At 74.0% G+C, this 19,653-nt stretch carries 18 protein-coding genes and 1 pseudogene; 9 read left to right on the plus strand and 10 right to left on the minus strand.

The genetic code is table 11. The features are described from left to right. Nucleotides 1-67 precede the first annotated feature (67 nt). From AMK19_RS38115 to AMK19_RS19540, 6 genes are all read left to right on the plus strand, one after another. Nucleotides 68-3,397 carry a hypothetical protein gene (locus tag AMK19_RS38115; protein ID WP_073813814.1) on the plus strand — a complete coding sequence of 1,110 codons (3,330 nt, stop codon included), beginning with the start codon at nt 68-70 and terminating at the stop codon, nt 3,395-3,397. Between the two features lie 284 nt (nt 3,398-3,681). Then, nucleotides 3,682-4,077: a hypothetical protein gene (locus AMK19_RS19520; RefSeq protein WP_073813379.1), complete on the plus strand. Its 396-nt coding sequence runs from the start codon at nt 3,682-3,684 to the stop codon at nt 4,075-4,077. A gap of 78 nt (nt 4,078-4,155) precedes the next feature. Continuing rightward, the gene (locus AMK19_RS19525) at nt 4,156-4,899 is read left to right on the plus strand and encodes an ATP-binding cassette domain-containing protein (RefSeq protein ID WP_073813381.1); all 744 of its coding nucleotides are present in this window, start codon (nt 4,156-4,158) and stop codon (nt 4,897-4,899) included. Beyond that, complete coding sequence (locus AMK19_RS19530) at nt 4,899-6,146, plus strand: DUF7224 domain-containing protein (RefSeq protein ID WP_073813383.1); 1,248 nt, start codon at nt 4,899-4,901, stop codon at nt 6,144-6,146. Before AMK19_RS19525 ends, AMK19_RS19530 begins: the two co-directional genes overlap by 1 nt. Nucleotides 6,147-6,148: 2 nt before the next feature. Beyond that, nucleotides 6,149-6,739 carry a hypothetical protein gene (locus tag AMK19_RS19535; RefSeq protein WP_073813385.1) on the plus strand — a complete coding sequence of 197 codons (591 nt, stop codon included), beginning with the start codon at nt 6,149-6,151 and terminating at the stop codon, nt 6,737-6,739. Between the two features lie 141 nt (nt 6,740-6,880). Then, nucleotides 6,881-7,447 (plus strand): NUDIX hydrolase, encoded by a 567-nt coding sequence (locus AMK19_RS19540; protein ID WP_073813387.1) that lies wholly within the window; start codon nt 6,881-6,883, stop codon nt 7,445-7,447. Between the two features lie 39 nt (nt 7,448-7,486). Here AMK19_RS19540 and AMK19_RS19545 read toward each other — a convergent pair whose 3' ends face one another. Then, the gene (locus tag AMK19_RS19545; RefSeq protein WP_073813816.1) at nt 7,487-9,805 is read right to left on the minus strand and encodes a Tex family protein; all 2,319 of its coding nucleotides are present in this window, start codon (nt 9,803-9,805) and stop codon (nt 7,487-7,489) included. A gap of 172 nt (nt 9,806-9,977) precedes the next feature. Between AMK19_RS19545 and AMK19_RS19550 the strand changes: the two genes are divergently transcribed. Both AMK19_RS19550 and AMK19_RS19555 read left to right on the plus strand, forming a co-directional pair. After that, nucleotides 9,978-11,351 (plus strand): glycosyltransferase 87 family protein, encoded by a 1,374-nt coding sequence (locus AMK19_RS19550; RefSeq protein ID WP_143200295.1) that lies wholly within the window; start codon nt 9,978-9,980, stop codon nt 11,349-11,351. A gap of 116 nt (nt 11,352-11,467) precedes the next feature. Beyond that, nucleotides 11,468-11,851, plus strand: a complete 384-nt coding sequence (locus tag AMK19_RS19555) for a PPOX class F420-dependent oxidoreductase (protein ID WP_073813389.1) — start codon at nt 11,468-11,470, stop codon at nt 11,849-11,851. Nucleotides 11,852-11,855: 4 nt separating this feature from the next. Here AMK19_RS19555 and AMK19_RS19560 read toward each other — a convergent pair whose 3' ends face one another. The 9 genes and pseudogenes from AMK19_RS19560 to AMK19_RS19600 all read right to left on the minus strand — a co-directional run. Next, nucleotides 11,856-12,632, minus strand: a complete 777-nt coding sequence (locus AMK19_RS19560) for an SGNH/GDSL hydrolase family protein (protein ID WP_241844486.1) — start codon at nt 12,630-12,632, stop codon at nt 11,856-11,858. Between the two features lie 56 nt (nt 12,633-12,688). After that, the gene (locus AMK19_RS19565) at nt 12,689-13,933 is read right to left on the minus strand and encodes a cytochrome P450 family protein (protein ID WP_241844487.1); all 1,245 of its coding nucleotides are present in this window, start codon (nt 13,931-13,933) and stop codon (nt 12,689-12,691) included. A gap of 152 nt (nt 13,934-14,085) precedes the next feature. Next, nucleotides 14,086-14,886 carry a family 1 encapsulin nanocompartment shell protein gene (locus tag AMK19_RS19570; protein ID WP_073813391.1) on the minus strand — a complete coding sequence of 267 codons (801 nt, stop codon included), beginning with the start codon at nt 14,884-14,886 and terminating at the stop codon, nt 14,086-14,088. Beyond that, on the minus strand, nt 14,883-15,941 hold the full coding sequence (locus AMK19_RS19575) for a Dyp-type peroxidase (protein ID WP_073813393.1): 1,059 nt from the start codon (nt 15,939-15,941) through the stop codon (nt 14,883-14,885). The genes AMK19_RS19570 and AMK19_RS19575 overlap by 4 nt, the downstream gene beginning before the upstream one ends. Nucleotides 15,942-16,060: 119 nt before the next feature. Next, nucleotides 16,061-16,573: a hypothetical protein gene (locus tag AMK19_RS19580; protein WP_073813395.1), complete on the minus strand. Its 513-nt coding sequence runs from the start codon at nt 16,571-16,573 to the stop codon at nt 16,061-16,063. Between the two features lie 78 nt (nt 16,574-16,651). Then, nucleotides 16,652-17,164: a hypothetical protein gene (locus AMK19_RS19585; RefSeq protein ID WP_073813397.1), complete on the minus strand. Its 513-nt coding sequence runs from the start codon at nt 17,162-17,164 to the stop codon at nt 16,652-16,654. A gap of 23 nt (nt 17,165-17,187) precedes the next feature. Further along, complete coding sequence (locus tag AMK19_RS19590) at nt 17,188-17,658, minus strand: hypothetical protein (protein WP_073813399.1); 471 nt, start codon at nt 17,656-17,658, stop codon at nt 17,188-17,190. Between the two features lie 37 nt (nt 17,659-17,695). Next, a complete protein-coding gene (locus AMK19_RS19595) occupies nt 17,696-17,875 on the minus strand; it encodes a hypothetical protein (protein WP_073813401.1) in 180 nt (59 codons plus the stop codon). 86 nt (nt 17,876-17,961) lie between these two features. After that, nucleotides 17,962-18,318, minus strand: a pseudogene (locus AMK19_RS19600) (winged helix-turn-helix transcriptional regulator); the annotation flags it as partial. A 99-nt stretch (nt 18,319-18,417) separates the two neighbouring features. On the opposite strand from AMK19_RS19600, the gene AMK19_RS19605 reads away from it, so the two are divergent. Next, on the plus strand, nt 18,418-19,629 hold the full coding sequence (locus tag AMK19_RS19605; protein ID WP_073813406.1) for a pyridoxal phosphate-dependent aminotransferase: 1,212 nt from the start codon (nt 18,418-18,420) through the stop codon (nt 19,627-19,629). Nucleotides 19,630-19,653 lie beyond the last annotated feature (24 nt).

Raw genomic sequence — 19,653 nt, forward strand, 5'->3', positions numbered from 1 at the left:
CAGGGCCGCCGCCGGGCCGGACGAAAACCCGTCGAGCCCCGCCGCCCGGCCGGTGAGAATGATCCGCATGGACCCGCTCGACGCCGCGCCGCTGCTCGCCGCCATGGACCCGCTCCCGTACCCGGAGCGCACCGCCCTGTTCGCCCGCACCGTACGCGGCGCACGGCCCGCCGACGCCGACCGGCTGATCGCCGAACTCGCCGCCGGCGACTGGTACCGACGCCGACTGTCCGCGTTCGCCGCCGTCCTCACCGGCCGGGCCGACCTGCTCGCCCGGCTGCTCACCGACCGGGACGCGGAGGTCCGCGGCCGGGCGATCCGCGCCTTGCACACCCTGCCGATGTCGGACGAGGCGGTGCTCGCCGCCTACCTCCACGGCTCGTCCGTGGTCCGGCACGCGCTGCGCCGCGAACTCGCGCTCGGCCACCGGCCGGCCCTCGCCGCCCGGCTGCTGACGGCGGTCCGCACGCACTGGGGCGACGAGGAGGCCGCGCTACTGCTGCCGTGCTGCCCGCCGGAGACGGTGGCCGCCGAACTGCCCGGCCTGGCCCACGCGGTGGGCTCCTGGTCGCGGCTGACGAAGCTCCACCCCGACCTGGTGCTCGACCACCTGGAGGGCGAACTCGCCGGTGGCGACGGGGAGTCGGCCCGCCGACTGGCCGCCGTCGTGACGCTGCGCCCGGCCCGCGTCCTCGACCTGCTGGAACGCCACCGCCCGCCCCGCCTCGGACCGGCCCTGATCGCCGCGTTCGGCGCCCTGGTGCAGGTGGACGCCGAACGCGCCACCGCCCTGCTGGCCGACGACCCCGTCCTCGAACCGGAGCGCTGGGAGGCACTGCCCAGCCGCACCACGCTGGCGCGGATCGCCCGCGCCGACCCGCCGTCACTGGCCGCGCTCGGCCGCCGCTGGCTGCCCCACCCGCGCCGCATCACCGCCCTGCTGCGCGCCCTGCCGCCGTCCCGCCGGGCCGCGTTCCTGGACGCCGCGGCCGGCGAACTGCCGCTCACCGCCGACCGGTTGACCGTGCCGATGCTGTACCTGCTGCCCCGCGAACGCCGCTGGGCCGAGGTCCGCCGGCTGCGCGCGGCCGAACTCGCCCGCGGCCTGACCGAGCACCACCTGACGTACCTGACGCCGCTGCTGCCGCCCGACGAGGCCTGGGCCGTCCTGCTGCCCGGCACCCGCCGGCCCGGCTCCGACGACCGCTCCAAGGCCTGGCACGACCTGGCCGCCGTCGCCGCCCACGACCCCCGCCCGACCGCGCCCGGCCGACTGCTGGACGCCCTGCGCGCGGTCCGCAACGAACCGGACCCCGTCCGGCAGAGCGCCCTGCACGCACTCTCCCGCTTCCCCTCCCACCGCTTCGAGGACGCCCACGCCGACGCCCTCGCCGCACTCACCGGCGATGCGCTCACCGCCCGCGACTGCTCCCGCAGCAGCCGCCACTTCGTGTGCACCACGGCCCTCGGCGTCCTCGCCGCCCACCCCTCCGGCGACCGGCCCGCCCTGCTCGACTGGGCCCTCGCCACCGTAGAACGGCTCAACGAAGCCGACACCTCTCCCTGGGCCCGCACCCTGCACCGGCAGCTGCGCCGCGGCCAGGAGCAGCAGGTGCTCGACGCGCTGCGCCCCGCGCTGGACCGCGAGGAGCACCACTGGCTGCTGATCGCCCTGGTCCGGGCGCTCGGCCCGCGCGCCGAGCTGCTCCCCGAGCTCGACGCACGTCTGCGCAGCGCGCTGACGGTCGAACGCACCCGGTCGTTCTCCGATGTCCTGGAACTCTGGCTGCGACCGCGCCGGGGCCGGGCCGAGAGGGTGCTGACGGCGCTCGAACTCGACCCGTCGGCGGCGTTCTTCGGGCCCGTCCACCACCACCTGAGCACCGTCCGCACCGACCTGCTCGACACCACGCTGCTGGCCGACGTCCCACCCACCGGCCGCTTCCCGCGCAACGGCGAGCCGCGCCCCCCGCTGCCGACCCGGCACGCGGGCCGCTGGCTGCCCCGCCAGGCGGCCCGCGCCGGCCGGCTGCTCGCGTCGGCCGCCGAACCCGGACGCCCGCACGACGAGCGGGCCCGGGCGATCCGACAGGCCGCGCAACTCCCCGAGTACGGCAGCAAATTGATACGACGTCACATCGACGACCCGAACCCGCTGATCGCCGAGGAGGCGCTCGCCGCACTCCCCTGGACGGACGACCCGGCGGCCGCGCTGCCGCTGCTGCTGGAACACGCCGGCGACGACCGCGCCCGGGTCGCGCTGTACGCCGCCGGCCGGGCCGCCCGGCACACCGACCCGGCCCGACTGGCCGAGCTGCTGACCGGGCTCGCCGGCCTGACGACGGGGACGAAGGTCACCGCCCGCAAGGAGGCGGTCCGGCTGGCTGCCCGCTTCCTGCCCGCCGCGCAGGCCGCCGAGTTGGTCGCCGCGGCCTTCCACGCCCCCGGGCAGCACCCGGACGTCCGGGCCGCCGCGGCCTCCCGCTGCCACCGCCTGCTGGACACCACCGCCGCCCGGCAGCTGCTCGCCGAGGCCGCCGCCGACCCGCAGCCACAGGTCCGCGAGGCCGTGCTGGCCACCGCGCCGCGGCAGCTCGCGGCCCGTCACCGTCCGCGCTACGCCGAGCTGGTGTCGTCCGTCGCCACCGGGACCGGCTCGGAGCAGGACCTGATGGCGGCCCGGGTCGCGCTCACCGCGCTGCCGCAGTGGGCCCGGTACCTGCCGGCCGTCGCCGACCCGCTGCCGGAGCTGGTCACCGACCTCGGCAACCGCGGCACCTGGCGGGCGGCCGCGACGGCGCTGCGCGCCCTGGCCGACTCCGACCTCGCCCACCCGACCGGCGGCACGGCCCCCGGCAGCCTCAACCACCGTGCGCTGACGGGCCTGTTGGCCGCCGAGGCCGGGCCGCCGCCGGGCCGCGACCTGCCCGCCCGGCAGCGCCTCGCCGTCCTCACCGACCACTCCCGCCGACCCGTACTGCTCGCCCAGGCCGAGCAACTGGCCGGCCACCACGACCTGTTGGACCTCCGGGCGGAACTGCTGGCGCGGGCCGCCACGCCGGCCCGCGCCGAGTTCGCCGCCGACCTGGCCCGGCTCGCCGACGCCCTCGCCGACCGCCCCCTGCTGGCCGCCCGGCTGGCCCGCAAGCTGGCCAAGACGGTGGCTGGCCCCCACCCCCTCCCCGTGGACGCCGACGCCGCGGCGGCCGGCCACGTACGTGCCCTGGCCGCCTCCGGCGACACCGCCGCGGGCCTGCTGGCCGCCGCCCTCGCCGCCCGCCTCGGCACCCGGAGCAGCTGGTCCGGCGACTGGCCCGCCGTCCTGGCCGACCTGCGCGCCCACGCCGACCCCGAGGTCCGCGCGGCGGCCCGGGAGCAGCTCACCGTGCTGGAGTGAGCGCCCGGCATGCGGGGCGGCGCGGGCACAAATCGCCCTTCCCGCACGCTTCCCGCACGTTTCCATCATCACGGATGATCAAGACATAGGCCGCGCTCATCATATTCCGGGCTTCGCTCGACAAAAGCCGAGGTAAACCGGCCAGATGCGGCCGATCCGTGTCCGGAAAATTTCCCTTGACATGGGCACGTGTGAAAATCATGCTTATCCGCGGGCCATGATCAACGGATCCGGCCCGCGCCCCGGCATCGCCGAGGCGCTCGTTTCCAGCCGAAAGGAATGGCATGAAGAACTTCATGCGCCGACGGGCCGGCGTCATCGGTGCCGCGCTTCTCGCCGTCACCGCCCTGGGCGCCATACCCGCCCAGGCCGAGGGCAACTGGAGCTCGTACATCAAGAGCTGGAACTCCGGCAACGAGTCGCGCCGCTGGACCGACAACCACGCCGACCACGACTCCACCACGGTCGGCTTCTCCAGCTGCACCATCTACTCGGGATCCGGCACCATCCAGCTTGAGCTGGACCGCGACATCTCGCTCTGGCCGGACGCCAGCTACGGCACTCGCAACAACAACTGCAACACCAGCAGCTGGGGCGAGATGTCCGACAAGGGCAGCTTCTACTTCATCGACTACCACGACGGCCCGATCGACGTGGGCAGCGTCTACACGGCATACTGACGCTCAATTGCCCGGTCGGCTCCGGAATTCCCCGGCACCGACCGGGCGATAAACAATTCGCCCCGAAAACGGAATGCCATGCCGATCAAGATTTCGAACTGCTCGTTCAGCTATCGCCGCGGGCTGCCGGTCATCGAGCAGTTAAGCATTTCCTTCGACCCAGGTGCCACCGTGCTGCTCGGCCCCAACGGCGCCGGAAAATCGACGCTGATGGCGATCGCCGCCACCGCACTGAAACCGAAGTCGGGGGACGTCCGGCTCGGCAGCGTCACCGCCTCCGGGCGGTCGGCCGTCCGGGCCTACCGGCGCAAGGTCGGATGGCTTCCGCAACAGGTCCGGCCGGTCGCCGGACTCAAGGTGCGCGAGCAGGTCGCGTACGGCGGCTGGCTCAAGGGCATGGGTCGCGACGCCGCGTGGGAGGCCTCGCTCGGGGCGCTCGCGAAGGTCCGGATGACCCAGCTCGCCGACCGGCGCAGCACCGAACTCTCCGGCGGTCAGCTCCGCCGTCTCGGCATCGCGCAGGCGCTGGTCCACGACGCCGAGGTGGTGCTGCTCGACGAGCCCACCGCCGGTCTCGACCCGGCGCAGCGTTCCGCGTTCCGCCGGCTGCTCACCGACCTCCAGGACTCCGTGAGCTTCGTCGTGTCGACCCATCAGACCGAGGACCTGGCCGCGAGCTACCGCAGCGTGGTCGTCCTCGACCAGGGGCAGGTCAGGTACCAGGGCTCGATCGGCGAGTTCCTGGGCCGGGTGCCGGCCGGTGTCTCCGAGGAGCGCCGGGCCGAGGCCGCGTACTCCGAACTCGTCGCCGAGGAGGCGTGATGCGCTGGCGCACCCTGCTCCGCACCTCGATCGCACTGCGGGTCGCCCCGGCGCTGTTCGTCTGGGTTCTCGCGTACGTCGGCAACGTCAACGCCTGGGTGGTGGAGGGCTATTGGGCCTCCGTCACGGCCCAGAGCTCGTTCCTGCTGGGCTTCACCGCCCCGGCCTGCGCCGCGTGCGCCGCCTGGGAGGGGGCCCGGGTGAGGGCCTCCCGGGTGCTGGACGGGGCGCCGGTCAGGTCGGCCGCGGCGCTGGCCGTCCGGCGGACGGCGCCGGTCCTGGCGATGGGCCTGCTCGCCGTGCTGCTGCCGCTCGCCGTGCTGGCGCCGGACGCCGCCGGGTCGCCGGGCGGGCCGACGCTGTCGATCCTGGGCATCGAACTCCTCGTGGTGGCGGCCCACACCGCGCTCGGCTACGCCGCCGGCCAGGCGCTGCCGACGCTGCTCGCCGTGCCGCTGGTCACCGTGACCAGCTTCGTGTGGATGGCCTACCCGGCCTCGCTGAACACGCTGTGGGTACGGCAGTTGAACGGCCACAACCTGTCCGAGTGCTGCGCGCTCGACCAGCAGGTGTCGTACCGGGCGCTGGCCGCCTCCGCCGTGGTCGCCGTCGGGGCGATCGCGGCCGCCGCGCTCTGGCTCGCCGGGAGCGCCTGGCTGCTGCGGACGGCCGCGGTGGCGGCGGTGGCGGGCGCGCTGGCCGTCGGGTCGGTGCTCGCCGTGCCGCTCGGGTTCAAGGCGTCGGTGGCCCGGGACGAGAGCCTGCTGCGGTGCGACTCCGGTCGGCCGCAGGTCTGCCTGTGGCCCGAGCAGCGCGCGTCCGCGGACGACATCCGGGCCTGGGTGGACCAGGCCCACGCGCAGCTCGCCGCGGCGGGCGTGCAGGGCGCCGACCGGCTGACCCTGCTGCCCCCGCGCCCGTCCCGGGGCGAGGTGCTGGACGCGGTCGCCCGCTCCGCCGTCCCGCACGGCCTCCCGGAGTGCGCCGAGCGCGGCGCCTGGCCGGGCTCCCGGGCCGTCGGCCCGGTCTACGCCTGGCTGTCGGTCAGCGCGGGCCTCCGGCCGCAGGAGCTGAACGGCCGGTACCGGCCGGACGACGTGCAGCTGGTCAGCCGCCTGGTCCAGGCCCCGGCCGACTCCCAGCTCGCCTGGTTCCGGCGCAACGTGGAGACCCTGACCGCCTGCGACCGGACGCCCGACCTCGACCCCGGCCACTACCTGGCCGCCGCCGCGCCGGGACGGGGGTAGCCGTGCTCTGGTGGTTGCGCGTGCGGGCGCTGCCCGCGGTGCTGGCCGGCACCGTGCTGACGGTGCTGCTCGGCTCGCTGACCCGGTCGATCGTGGTGCCCGTCCCGATCGTGGTGGGCGGCATCTCCTTCCCGCTGCCGATGGCGTTCCTGCTGCCGCTCGTCCCGGTCTGCCTGTTCCTGTACGGCTACGGGCGCTCCGACGCGGTGACCGAGCGCACGGCGGTGCGCCGGGTGGCGCTGCTGGACGTGGCCGCGGTGCTCGGTGCGACGGCGGTGGCCGGCGCGGTCGGGTTCCACTCGGGCACCGGCGTGATGGTGGCCCGGGACTTCGCCGGCTACCTGGGCGTGGCGCTGATCGTCCGCTGGTGCGCGGGGATGCTCACGGCGGGCCTGGTGGTCTCCGTCTTCCCGTTCGTCTGCGCCTCGTTGGGCATCCGGGGCGGTGTGCCGCGGGTCTGGGCGTGGCCGTTCCTGCCCGCCGGGTCGGTGCCGGCGGCATTCGAGGTGCTGTTCCTCCTCGCGGTCGGCGTACTGCTGCTGTGGCGCGGGCCGCTGGAGTGGTCGCGGCGGGCGGATCTCGCCGCGGCCTGACCCCGTCCGGACGACCGGGAGGCCACCGCCGGGTGACCTCCCGGTGCGGTGAATTGACGTCTGCCCACCGGAGGGTGACGTTCCGTCCGATTCGTTGACCACTCGGGTCCGGTTCCGTCCGGTCAGGACTACGATCGATCGATGACGGACACGACGCGCAGAGCAGATGACAGAGCCGCGCTCGCGGCCAGGTTCCCGGCCCTCCACGCGCCGCAGCGCTGGGAGTGGGGCGGCATGGACGCGCAGTTCACCACCGAACTGCCACCGGACGAACTGGTCACCAACATCCACCTGGTGGGTTTCACCGAGGGCCGCGTGGTCCTCTGCCGCGACGTGCGCGGCCACTGGTTCCTCCCCGGCGGCACCCGCGAGGCCGCCGAGAGCATCGGGGCCTGCCTCTCCCGCGAACTCCGCGAGGAGGCCGGCGCCCGCCTGATCGGCCCCCCGACCTGGATCGGCCACCACCTCGCCGTCTCCGAGGGCCCCACCCCCTACCGCCCCTGGCAGCCCCACCCCGTCAAGGCCTGGCTCTGGGGCTGGGCCGACGTCCTCGTCGACTCCGCCCCCACCAACCCCGCCGACGGCGAACAGGTCCTCGAAGTCCGCCTCACCACCCCCGAAGAGGCCCAACGCCTCCTCGCCCACCACCGCGACCCCTGGTGGCCGGAACTCATCGCCCTCGCCACGGAATCCCGCACCGGCGGGTGACGTCGGCCGATCCGCACCGGACCGGCCGACGTCCGGGTGCTACTTGCCCAGGCCGGCGCGGCGGAGGGCGTCGGCCATCGCGGAGTTGGCGGGCGGGGCCGGGGTGCGGTCGGGCTGGCGGCGGTCCTGGCGCGGGGGGCGGGAGTCGCGGCGGGCGCCGCTCTCGCGGGGGCCGGCGGCGGGGCGGGTCTCGTCGTCGAGGCGCAGAGTGAGGCCGATCCGCTTGCGCTGGACGTCGACGGTGGTGACCTTCGCGCGGACGATGTCGCCGGGCTTCACCACCTCGCGCGGGTCCTTGACGAAGTTCTTGGACAGCGCGGAGACGTGCACCAGGCCGTCCTGGTGGACGCCGACGTCGACGAACGCGCCGAACGCGGCGACGTTGGTGACCACGCCCTCCAGCACCATGCCGACCTCCAGGTCGGAGATCTTCTCCACGCCGTCCTTGAAGGTGGCGGTCTGGAAGGCGGGCCGCGGGTCGCGGCCGGGCTTGTCGAGTTCGCCGAGGATGTCGGTGACGGTCGGCACGCCGAAGGTGGCGTCGGCGAAGTCGCCGGGCCGCAGCGAGCGCAGCACCGAGCCGTTGCCGATCAGCGCGCGCAGGTCGCCGCCGGTGGTGGCGAGGATGCGGCGGACCACGGGGTAGGCCTCGGGGTGCACGGCGGAGGCGTCCAGCGGGTCGTCGCCGTCGGGGATCCGCAGGAAGCCCGCGCACTGTTCGAACGCCTTGGGGCCGAGCCGGGAGACGTCCTTGAGCGCGCGCCTGGTCCGGAACGGCCCGTTCGCGTCGCGGTGGGCGACGATGTTGTCGGCGAGCGTGCCGGTGACGCCGGAGACCCGGGTGAGCAGCGGCGCGGAGGCGGTGTTGACGTCCACGCCGACCGCGTTGACGCAGTCCTCGACGACGGCGTCCAGCGAGCGGGAGAGCTTGAGTTCGCTCAGGTCGTGCTGGTACTGGCCGACGCCGATCGACTTGGGGTCGATCTTGACGAGTTCGGCCAGCGGGTCCTGGAGGCGGCGGGCGATGGAGACCGCGCCGCGGATGGAGACGTCGAGGCCGGGCAGTTCCTGGGCGGCGAACGCGGAGGCGGAGTACACGGACGCGCCGGCCTCGCTGACCATCACCTTGGTGAGCCCGAGCTCGGGGTGACGCGTGATCAGGTCGGCGGCGAGCCGGTCGGTCTCCCGGGAGGCGGTGCCGTTGCCGATCGCGACCAGGTCCACCCGGTGCTCGGCGGCGAGCCGGGCCAGCACGGCCAGCGCCGCGTCCCACTTGTTGGCGGGCTGGTGCGGGTAGATGGTCTCGTACGCGACGACCTTGCCGGTGGCGTCGACGACGGCGACCTTGACGCCGGTGCGGAAGCCCGGGTCGAGGCCCATGGTGGCGCGGGTGCCGGCGGGGGCGGCGAGCAGCAGGTCGCGGAGGTTGGCGGCGAAGACCCGCACCGCCTCGTCCTCGGCCTCGGCGCGCAGCCGGCTGCGCAGGTCGATGCCGAGGCGGACCAGGATGCGGGTGCGCCAGGCCCAGCGGACGGTGTCGGTGAGCCACTTGTCGGCGGGGCGGCCGCGGTCGGCGACGCCGAAGCGGGCGGAGATCCGCTGCTCGTAGTCGCTCGCGCCGGGCAGGTCGGCCTCCTCGGCGCCGTCGAACGGGGAGAGTTCGAGGTCGAGGGCCTCTTCCTTCTCGCCGCGCAGCATCGCCAGGATCCGGTGCGAGGGCAGTTTGGTGTAGGGCTCGGCGAAGTCGAAGTAGTCGGCGAACTTGGCGCCGTCCTGCTCCTTGCCGTCGCGGACCTTGGCGACCAGCCGGCCGCGGGTCCACATGCGTTCGCGCAGCGAGCCGACCAGGTCGGCGTCCTCGCCGAAGCGTTCGACCAGGATGGCGCGGGCGCCCTCCAGCGCGGCGGCGGCGTCGGCGACCTGCTCGTTCGCGTAGCCGGCGGCGAGCGCGGCCGGGTCCTGCGACGGGTCGGCGAGCAGCGTCTCGGCGAGCGGTGCGAGGCCGGCCTCGCGGGCGATCTGCGCCTTGGTGCGCCGCTTGGGCTTGTACGGGAGGTAGATGTCCTCCAGCCGGGCCTTGGAGTCGGCGGCGAGGATCTGCGCGCGCAGCGTGTCGTCGAGCTTGCCCTGGGAGTCGATGGACTCCAGGACGGCGGTGCGGCGCTCCTCGAGTTCGCGCAGGTAGCGCAGCCGCTCCTCGAGGGTGCGCAGCTGGGTGTCGTCGAGGGCGCCGGTGGCTTCCTTGCGGTACCGGGCGATGAAGGGGACGGTCGCCCCGCCGTCGAGCAGGCCGACGGCGGCCTGTACCTGGTTCTCGCGGACGCCCAGTTCCTCGGCGATCTTGCGTTCGACGGGCATGGTCACGATGCCGGTCACCCTTTCTGGTGGTTTCGCTTTCTCGCCCGTGCATTCTGGCAGGTCCGGCGGACGTTCATCGGGCGGGCCGGGTGGTGGGCGGGGGCGTGGCGCGTTCCGGGGACGTGTGCGGACACGCGCCGGAGCCGGTCAATCGGCACCCGATTTGTCTGATATGAGGGAGTTCACACGGGTCTCGGCCGATGTCCGGGAGCCCGGCCCACCCCTGCAGCACGAGCGCACCACGACCGCCCTGGAGGACACGGTGGCGCAGGTCCCCGCCCGGCCGATCCGCTGGACCCGCCCCGCGACCTGGCCCCGCGAGGTCGTCGCGCTGGCCGCGTACTGGCTCGGCAGCCGGATGGTGATGGTGGCTCTGGTCCGCTCCGGCAAGACCGAGTCCACGGAGGAGGTGGACCGGCTGTACCGCGGCTGGTCCGAGGTGCTGAGCAGCGGCACCTTCCCGGTGAACGACGTCACCTGGCAGTACCCGCCGGGCGCGGCGCTGTGGATGCTCGCGCCGCGCCTGCTGCCGTTCCTGACGTACCTCCAGGCGTTCTGGCTGCTGATGCTGCTGGCCGACGCGGTGGCGCAGTGCGCGCTGCTCCGGGTCCCGCTGGGCCGGCCGGGCCGTTCGACGTCGGGGGCGTGGCTGTGGGCGCTGACGCTGCCGCTGCTGCTCGGACTGCCGTACGGGCGTTACGACGTGGCGGTGACGGGGCTGGCGGTGGTGTCGCTGTTGCTGCTGCCGGCCCGGCCGCGGCTGGCGGGGGCGCTGGCGGGGATCGGCGCGATGGTGAAGGTGTGGCCGGCGCTGACGGTGCTCGGCACGCCGCGCGGCCGCACCACCCGGCAGGCCTGGACGGCGACGGCGGCGGCGGCGCTGGGCCTGCTGCTGGTGCTGGCCGCGCTGTTCGACCACGCCTTCGACTTCCTGCACGCGCAGCGCGCCCGCGGCGTGGAGATCGAGTCGCTGGGCGGCACGGCGTTCCAGGTGGCGCGGCTGTTCGGCTGGCCGGGCCTGGTCCAGCACCACTACGGCTCGATGGAGTTCATCGGCCCGTACGTCCGGGAGGCGTCCCAGCTGTCGCTGCTGCTGACGGCCGCCGCGTTCGGCTGGCTGCTGCTGTGGCGGCTGCGGGCCCGCCGCTGGACGGCCGCCACCCCGTACGACGCGGCGCTGTCCGCGGTGCTGCTGTTCACGCTGACCAGCCGGGTGATCTCGCCGCAGTACCTGATCTGGCTGATCGGGCTGGCCGCGGTGTGCCTGTCGGTGCGGGGCACCTGCCAGCGGCCGGTGGCGCTGCTGCTGATCCCGGTGGTGGGGCTGACCACCGTCGACTATCCGCTGTTCTTCCAGGCGGCGATGGTCGGCGGCTGGCGGCCGACGGTGGTGATCGTGGCCCGCAACGGGCTGCTGCTGGCGGCGGGCCTGTGGTCGGCGGGCCGGCTGTGGCGGGCGACCGTCCCGTCCGCCGCCCGGGGCCGCCGGCCCGCGTCGGAGCCCGCCGGGCCCCGGCCGGACGCCGATCCGGTGCGCTCCGCCTAAGGCCTGTCCGGTCGATCTTGTCGGATCGGCGCGCGGCGTCGGGCGCGGCGTCGGGCGCGGCGTCGCGCGCCCGGCAAGATCGGCCGGACAGGCCTTGACGCCGTACACTCGCGGCCATGGCCGACACCGCGCTGGACCGGCTCGCCGCCGGCAGCTACCTGCTGATCACCAGTTACCGCAAGGACGGCAGCGCCGTGCCGACGCCGGTCTGGATGGTCCGCGACGGCGACACCCTCGGGGTGTGGACCGCCGCCGACTCGTGGAAGGTCAAGCGGATCCGGCGGCGCGCGGACGTCCTGGTCGGGCCGTGCGACGTGCGCGGCAACCCGACCGGCGAGGCGGTGCCGGCCACCGCGACGGTCGCCGACGCCGCCACCGCCGAGCGCTACCGGAAGCTGCTGGCCCGCAAGTACGGGCTGCTCGGCCGGGTCCTGCTGCTCGGCAGCCGGCTGCGCCGCGGAACGGCCGGGACGATCGGTCTCACCGTCGTCCTCGCCTGAGGTCTCAGGCGCGGTAGGGCAGCAGTTCGGGGCGCTTGGCGGGGCGGCCGTCGCCGGAGGAGCGGCCGCGCAGGCGGCGGCCGATCCACGGGCCGACGTGGGTGCCGAGCCAGCGGGCGTCCTCGCGCAGTTTCCGGCCGCGGGTGCGGGTGTCGGGTTCGGCGAGCGGCGCCCGCCAGTCCTCCTCGGAGGGGCGGCCGAGTGCTTCCAGGACGGCCAGTGCAACCCGCCGGTGCCCCTCCGGGGAGAGGTGCAGGCGGTCCTCGGCCCACATCCGGCGGTCGTCGAACGCGGGCGCGGAGAACAGGTCGACCAGCACGATCCGGCCGGGGTGCTCCCGCACCGTGCGCTCCACGAAGGCCTTCATCCGCAGGATCGCGGGCAGCAGCCGGGTGCTGCCGGCCATCCGCCGGGTCGGGTCGGTGGAGGTGAACAGCACCACGGTGCGGCCCTCCGCGGCGAGTTCGGCCGCGCACTCGCCGAGCCGCCGCTCCACCTCGGCCACGTCGCAGCCGGGCCGTAGCACGTCGTTGAGCCCGCCGGCCAGCGTCACCAGGTCGGCGTCCATGGCGGCGGCGAGGCCCACCTGCTCGTCCCGGATCTGCCCGATCAGCTTGCCGCGCACGGCGAGGTTCGCGTACCGGAAGCCGTCCTGTTCGGCGGCGAGCGCGGCCGCGACCCGGTCCGCCCAGCCGCGGAACTGCCCGTCGGGCAGGACGTCGTCGCACATTCCCTCGGTGAACGAGTCGCCCACCGCCACCATCGCCCGGTACTGCCGCACACCGCCTCCTGGGTCCGTTTCTGCGGACCCACCCTACCCAGGCGTGACCGGCGGGTTCAGGCGGTGCCGGTGCGCGGCCGGGGCACCACGTCGACGGACTCGGGGCCGTTGACGATCAGCGACGGGAGGCGGGCGGGCCACTGCCCGGGTTCGGCGAGGGCCAGCTCGGGCAGCTGCTCGAACAGGGTGCTCAGCGCGATCTCCGCCTCCAGCCGGGCCAGTGGCGCGCCGACGCAGAAGTGCGGGCCGTGGCCGAACGCCAGGTGGCCCTTGTCCGCGCGGGCCGGGTCGAACTCGTCCGGGCGGTCCGGGTGTTCCTGCGGGTCGCGGCCGGCGGCGGCGAACCCGACCATGATCGGGTCGCCCTTGGCGATCAGCACGCCCTCGCCGAGGTCGATGTCCTCCAGCGCGTACCGCAGCGGGACGTACATGACGGGGCCCTCCAGCCGGAGCGTCTCCTCGATCACGTCCGTCCAGTCGATCGCGCCGGCCCGCAGCCGGGCCAACTGCTCGGGGTGGGTGAGCATTTCCAGCGCGGCGCTGGCGATCAGGTTGACGGCGGTCTCAAAGCCGGCGGCGATCATCGTGAACAGGGTGCCCACCAACTCGTGCTCCGCCAGCGGCTGTTCGCCCGGCCGGTCGGAGAGCAGCAGGTCGCTGGTCAGGTCGGCGGCCGGGTTGGCCCGCTTGTACACCGCCAACTCGCCGAGGCGGACGTAGAGTTCGGTCTGCGCGGCGAAGGCGACCTCCTCCTCCAGCGAGGAGTCCAGCACCTGGTCGATCAACGCGCCGAGCGCCTCGCGCATCTCCTCGGGCACGCCGAACAGGTCGCAGATCACCGTCATCGTCAGCGGCCTGGCCAGCGCCCCGCGCAGGTCCGCCTGCTCACCGGGTTCGAGCGCGCCGAGCGCCGCGACCAGCCGGTCGGCCGTCGCCTGCACCTGCGGGCGCATCAGCTTCACCCGGCGCGGCAGGAAGGTCGGGGCGATCCGGCCCCTGGCCTGCCGGTGCTCCTCCCCGTACCGGTTGACCAGGCTGTCCTGGAACGCCACCGACCCCAGCACCCACCCGTCCGGCACCTCGCCGATGCCCGGCCAGTGCCGCCGGAAGTCCCGCGACACCCGCGGGTCCAGGGTGAGCGCCTGGATCACGCTGTGCCTGGTCACCGACCAGGCCTTGATGCTCCCCGGCAGCTCCACCAGCACCGCCGGGCCCTGCGCCCGCAACTCGGCCGCCTCCGCGTGCATCGCCGCCGCGGTGGGGTCGAGGAACGGGCATACGGGCTCGGAAGAATCGGACACGGTGTGCTCCCCTCACCAAGGCTGTCCGGGCTGCCTCACATGGTGGCCTGCCCTCCCGGGCCCCGGAAGCCTCCCCGCACCTTTGGCCTGTTTCCGCCACCGCGTCCGTCAACTCCCGTGCCATCAGCCACAGTTGGCGACAGGAGCCCCACTCAGTGGGAGGTCAGGGAGACCGAGGCTTCCGGGGTGTGGAGCTGGAAGGTGAGCGACTCCTGGAGGTAGAGGTGGACGGTGGCGTCGTCGTGCGAGAGGTAGCCGATCGAGAGGTCCTCGCCGAGGTGGAGTTCGAAGTCGCCGCCGCGGGCCGAGAGCAGGATGGCGCCCTCGACGGCGGGCGCCCAGACGATCTCGCCGTCGAGCAGGCGGGCGAGGTGGTTGTGGACGGGGTAGCCGTGGTCGGAGGTCTCGTTGACGGCGGTGTAGGTGTCGGCGCCGAGCAGCAGCGAGTAGGGGCCGCCGACGCCGGCCAGCCGCAGCGCGGTGAGGGCGCGGCTGACGGCGTTGGGGTACTCGCGGACGTCGGCGGGCAGTTCGACGGGGTGGTTGCTGGAGCCGTCGCGGATGCCGGTGATGCCTGCGGCGGAGTAGCCGTCGAACAGGGCGCGGTCCTCGGCGAGGGCGATGGTGCGGGCGGCGTCCTTGACCGGGTCCCAGTCGGAGTCCTTGGAGCCGCGTTCGACGTCGTCGACGGCGGCCCGGGTGACGGTGAACGGGACGCGCAGTTCGACCAGCGCCCGGCACTCGCGGGCGCGGGCCCGGACGCCGGCGGCGGGCGCGGCGATGTCGGCGAGGTGGCCGGTGCCGATCGCGGCGAGTTCCGGCCCCTCGGGGCCGAGCAGGTCGACCACCCGGCGCCCGGCCAGGTGCAGGGTGAAGGTCCGCCGGGCCTCTTCCTCGATTTCGGCCCAGGCGGCGGCGGAGACGGGCGCCAGCTCGCGGTGCAGGTTGTTCACGGTGCGGTACTCCTCTTCAGGCTGCCGATGCGGAGACTGCCGTCCCGGGCCGCCGGGTTCGCGGACGGGGTCGGGGACTGCGGTGCCGTCGACGGCTCGGCCTGCGCGCGGGCGGCGGCGCTGCCGGGCGCGGGCGGCGGGTCGCCCAGGAAGTCGGCGCCGGGGACGTGGAAGAGGGTCCCGGTGACGGGGGTGGAGAAGTCCAGCAGCCGGTCGTGGGCGGCGGGGCCGCGGCCGAGGAACATGTTGCGGAGCATCTCCTCGGTCACCCACGGGTCGCGGGCGTAGCCGATGAAGTAGGTGCCGCACTCGCCGCCTTCGGTGAACGACCCGAACGGCATGTTCAGCCGCCAGATGTCGAGGCCCGCGCCGTCCGGCCCGGTGACGGTGTTGAGGGCGACGTGCGAGTCGGCGGGCTTGGCGGCGTCGTCGAGTTCGAGGTTGTCGAGCTTGGTGCGCCCGATGATCAGTTCCTGCCGTTCGGTGCTGAGCGCGTTCCAACCGTCCATGTCGTGCAGGTACTTCTGCACGATGACGTAGGAGCCGCCGGCGAACGCCGGGTCCTCGTCGCCGATCAGCACGGCCTCGGCGGCCTCCGCGCCGACCGGGTTCTCGGTGCCGTCGACGAAGCCGATCAGGTCGCGGCAGTCGAAGTAGCGGAAGCCGTGGGTCTCGTCGAGGACGCTCACCGCGCCGCCGAGCCGGTTGGTGATCCGGGTGGCGAGTTCGAAGCACAGGTCCATGCGTTCGGCGCGGATGTGCAGCAGCAGGTCGCCGGGGGTGGCGGGGGCGAGGTGCCGGGGGCCGGCGAGTTCCTGGAAGGGGTGCAGTCCGGCGGGGCGGGGGCCGGCGAACAGGCGGTCCCAGGCGTCCGAGCCGATGCCGACCACCAGGGAGAGCCCGTCGTGCGGGGCGCGGCTGCCGATCGAGCGGGTCAGCCCGCCGAGGTCGGGCAGCAGCTCGCGGACGGCCGGTTCGCCGCCGTCCTCGACGGCGAGCACCAGGAACACGGCGGCCCCGGTCAGGTTGGCGAGGACCGGTTGGGGCTGCGGCATGGAGAAGGCTCCCAGGGGGCTGCCGGGACGTTCGGACGCCCGCCGACCATACCCGGCAAAAGATCAGAGACCCCGCCATAGCGCCCCAATCGGGCGTGTCCCCCACCGCCGGGGACGGGTCAGCCGACCAGGACCATCACCGCGACGGTCAGCACCAGCAGCGCCCCCAGACCGCCGTACACGGCGCGGTGCAGGCGGCGGCCGCGACCGGCGAACCGCAGCCAGCTGTTGTTGGTCCTGGTACCCGGCTCGCCGGCCACCGCGCCGAACACCGTGCCGGCCAGCAGCGCGCCCGGGAGATAGCCCAGCATCGTCCAGTCGAGGCCGTCCTCGGGCTCCGGGTCCGCGCCGAGGCCCTCGGCGATCCCGGCCGACAGCAGGACGACCAGCAGGAACAGCAGCATCGCGACCACCAGGGCGGGCCGCCGGTTCTGCGGCCACCGCCGCCACAGCGGGCCCAGGCTGCCGCTGACCGGCACGACCGTGATGATCAGCGCCGAGGAGGACGGCCAACCCTCGCCGCGCAGCGCCATGACGCCGCAGGCCACCAGGAACATGCACAGCCCGACGGCCAGGCCGAACGCCGCCGCCCGGAAACCGGCCGCCGCACCCGCACGATCACTCTCACGCATGCCGCGGAACCTATCGGATGCCCGCCACGACCCCGTCGCCGCCCACCCCTCCACACTGTTGGTCGCCGCGCAGCGGCGTCAGCCGACCACGGCCGCCGCGGCGACGTTCAGCCCGAGCAGGGCGGCCAGGGTGCCGTACGCGGCGAGGTGGAGGCGGCGGCCGCGACCGGTGAACCGCAGCCAGTTGCGGCCGGGTTCGTCGGCGGGCGGGCCGGCCAGCCCGCCGAACGCCGCGCCGAACAGCAACGCGCCCGGGAAGTAGCCGAGCAGCAGCCAGCCGATGCCCGCCTCCTCCTCCGGGTCGTCGGAGAGGCCGTCGCCGAGGGTGGCCGTGAACACGGCGACCAGCAGGAACAGCAGCGCGGCGACCAGCAGCGCGGGCCGCCGGTTCACCGGGCGGCGCTGCCACAGCGCGCTGATCGGGGTGCCCGCCGGGATGACGGCCACGCCCGCGATCCCCGACGGGAGCCCGCCGTCGCCGAACAGCGCCATGCCGCCCCAGACCAGCAGGACCAGGGCCAGCCCGATGCCCACCCCGACCGTCGCCGCCCGCAACCCGGCGACCGCCCGCGCCCGATCGGTCTCCTCCATCTGCCCCTCCATGTCGCCTGCCGCTACTGGGCGTTGATCACCGCAATCCCGGCTTCCCCGGCCTCGAACCGGCCGAAAAGCTCGTCCAGCGACGCCACCGGCCCGCTGTGGTCGATCAACAGTACGGCCTGCTTCTCGCCGTCCTGCTCGGCGGGTTCGAAGTCGGTGACCAGCTCACGGCGCAGCAGCGTCACCCACTCCCCCGCGCTGTCGGCCAACTGCTCCTCCGCTTCGGCGAGTTCCTCCCCGATCCCCGTTCGCGGCGCGACCAGCTCGACGACCAGGCGGTCGCCGGCCCGGGTGCAGCGGGCGGCGAGGTCGAAGGGCAGCAGGTAGAACACGCCCTCCTCGCCCTCGTGGCCGCGATCCAGCAGACGGCAGGCGATCCGTTCGCCGGGGTCGGCGGAGTCGGCGTCCACCGAGAGCAGCACCCCGACCTCGTCCGGGCCGAACGGCGGTACGGCGGTGATCCACATGCGCGAGGAGTCGTCCATGGCCGCCAGCCAAGCACAACTCCCCGACAAAGAGCTGCTATTGGACCCCTCCGCCGCCCGTCCAGCTGTGGTTGGCGGCCCGGTGGTGGCGGGCCGCCGCGGCCTCTCGGGCGACCTCGGCACGGTGGGCCTCGGTGGGGTCGTGGGCCGCGCCGCGACGGAACGGTCGGGCGACCGCGCGGGCGGCGGAGACGGCGAGCTCGATCAGGCGCGACACGGTGGTCCCCCGTTCGTCACCGGGCGACCGGTCGTGCCCGGACCATGTCAGTGTACCCAAATCCGCTGCGGTACAAGTCACTTGGCGGCGTACCAGTGCCCGCGGACGGCGTCGGTGGGGCGCGGTTCGCCGAGCTCGGGGCCGCCCCAGTGGGCCAGCGCCTCGATGACGGGGCGCAGTTCGGCGCCGCGGTCGGTGAGTTCGTAGACGGTGGCGTTGGCGGGGCGCTCCAGGCGGCGGCGCTCGACCAGGCCCTCGGCCTCCAGTTGCTTGAGCCGGGTGGCCAGGATGTCCGTGGAGACGCCCGGCAGGTCGGCGTGCAGGTCGGTGTAGCGGCGGGGGCCGCCGAGGAGTTCACGGACGATCAGGAGGCTCCAGCGCTCCCCGACCGCGTCCAGGGCGCGGGCGACGGCGCAGTACTGGTCGTAGCTTCGGCGTGGCATGCCGTCAGCATAGCCAATAGGTTGGACTTTCCAAGTGCTCACTTGGTAGAACGAAGCAAGCCGGCCGCAGGGGTTCGGTGACGGGTCGGGAGGCCGCTGATGGAGTTTCGCCAGTCCAGCAAGCTGAAAGACGTGTGCTACGAGATCCGCGGCCCGGTCGTCGACACCGCCAACGCCCTCGAAGAGGCCGGCCACAGCGTGCTGCGCCTGAACACCGGCAACCCGGCGCCGTTCGGCTTCGAGGCCCCCGAGGAGATCGTCCAGGACATCGTCCGCAACCTCACCAACGCGCACGGCTACAGCGACTCCCGCGGCATCCTGCCGGCCCGCCGCGCCGTGGTGCAGTACTACCAGCAGCGCGGCGTCCCGAACGTCGGCGTGGACGACGTCTACCTCGGCAACGGTGTCTCCGAGCTGATCCAGATGAGCGTGCAGGCGCTGGTCGACGACGGCGACGAGGTGCTCGTCCCGATGCCGGACTACCCGCTGTGGACGGCGGTCGTCACCTTCGCGGGCGGCAAGGCGGTGCACTACCTGTGCGACGAGGAGTCCGACTGGTACCCGGACCTGGACGACATCGCCGCCAAGATCACCGACCGCACCAAGGCGATCGTGGTGATCAACCCGAACAACCCGACCGGCGCGGTCTACCCGAAGGAACTCCTCGAAGGCCTGCTCGACCTGGCGCGACGCCACAACCTGCTGGTCCTCGCCGACGAGATCTACGACAAGATCCTCTACGACGACGCCCAGCACCACTGCCTGGCAGCGCTCGCCGACGACGTCCTCACCCTCACCTTCAACGGCCTGTCCAAGGCATACCGGGTGGCCGGGTTCCGCAGCGGCTGGCTGGTGGTCTCCGGCCCCAAGCAGCGCGCCAAGGACTACCTGGAGGGCCTCACCATGCTGGCCGGCATGCGGCTGTGCCCCAACGTGCCCGCCCAGTACGCCGTCCAGGCCGCGCTCGGCGGCCGGCAGTCCATCAACGACCTCGTCCTGCCGAACGGCCGGCTCACCGAGCAGCGCGACGTCACCTGGCGGGCCCTGAACGAGATCCCCGGCGTCTCCTGCGTCAAGCCGCGCGGTGCGCTGTACGCCTTCGCCAAGCTCGACCCCGCCGTGCACCGGATCGTCGACGACGAGCGCTTCGTCCTCGACCTGCTGCTCCGCGAGAAGATCCACATCGTCCAGGGCACCGGCTTCAACTGGCCCCGCCCTGACCACTTCCGCTTCGTCACCCTGCCGCGCGCCGACGACCTGGAGACGGCGATCAACCGCATCGGCCGCTTCCTCGCCACCTACCGCCAGTAGCGGCCGGGCCGCACCGTCCGCCGC

This window comes from Kitasatospora sp. CB01950 (assembly GCF_001905465.1).
Lineage (GTDB): Bacteria > Actinomycetota > Actinomycetes > Streptomycetales > Streptomycetaceae > Kitasatospora.

What these genes read in the sequence shown, in the direction of transcription:
- AMK19_RS19530 (WP_073813383.1), top strand. Translation starts at nt 4,899, where the DNA reads ATGCGCTGGCGCACCCTGCTCCGCACCTCGATCGCACTGCGGGTCGCC.
- AMK19_RS19580 (WP_073813395.1), bottom strand. Translation starts at nt 16,573, where the DNA reads ATGCGTGAGAGTGATCGTGCGGGTGCGGCGGCCGGTTTCCGGGCGGCG.
- AMK19_RS19585 (WP_073813397.1), bottom strand. Translation starts at nt 17,164, where the DNA reads ATGGAGGAGACCGATCGGGCGCGGGCGGTCGCCGGGTTGCGGGCGGCG.
- AMK19_RS19575 (WP_073813393.1), bottom strand. Translation starts at nt 15,941, where the DNA reads ATGCCGCAGCCCCAACCGGTCCTCGCCAACCTGACCGGGGCCGCCGTG.
- AMK19_RS19590 (WP_073813399.1), bottom strand. Translation starts at nt 17,658, where the DNA reads ATGGACGACTCCTCGCGCATGTGGATCACCGCCGTACCGCCGTTCGGC.
- AMK19_RS19520 (WP_073813379.1), top strand. Translation starts at nt 3,682, where the DNA reads ATGAAGAACTTCATGCGCCGACGGGCCGGCGTCATCGGTGCCGCGCTT.
- AMK19_RS19540 (WP_073813387.1), top strand. Translation starts at nt 6,881, where the DNA reads ATGACGGACACGACGCGCAGAGCAGATGACAGAGCCGCGCTCGCGGCC.
- AMK19_RS19545 (WP_073813816.1), bottom strand. Translation starts at nt 9,805, where the DNA reads ATGCCCGTCGAACGCAAGATCGCCGAGGAACTGGGCGTCCGCGAGAAC.
- AMK19_RS19605 (WP_073813406.1), top strand. Translation starts at nt 18,418, where the DNA reads ATGGAGTTTCGCCAGTCCAGCAAGCTGAAAGACGTGTGCTACGAGATC.
- AMK19_RS19555 (WP_073813389.1), top strand. Translation starts at nt 11,468, where the DNA reads ATGGCCGACACCGCGCTGGACCGGCTCGCCGCCGGCAGCTACCTGCTG.
- AMK19_RS38115 (WP_073813814.1), top strand. Translation starts at nt 68, where the DNA reads ATGGACCCGCTCGACGCCGCGCCGCTGCTCGCCGCCATGGACCCGCTC.
- AMK19_RS19550 (WP_143200295.1), top strand. Translation starts at nt 9,978, where the DNA reads ATGAGGGAGTTCACACGGGTCTCGGCCGATGTCCGGGAGCCCGGCCCA.
- AMK19_RS19525 (WP_073813381.1), top strand. Translation starts at nt 4,156, where the DNA reads ATGCCGATCAAGATTTCGAACTGCTCGTTCAGCTATCGCCGCGGGCTG.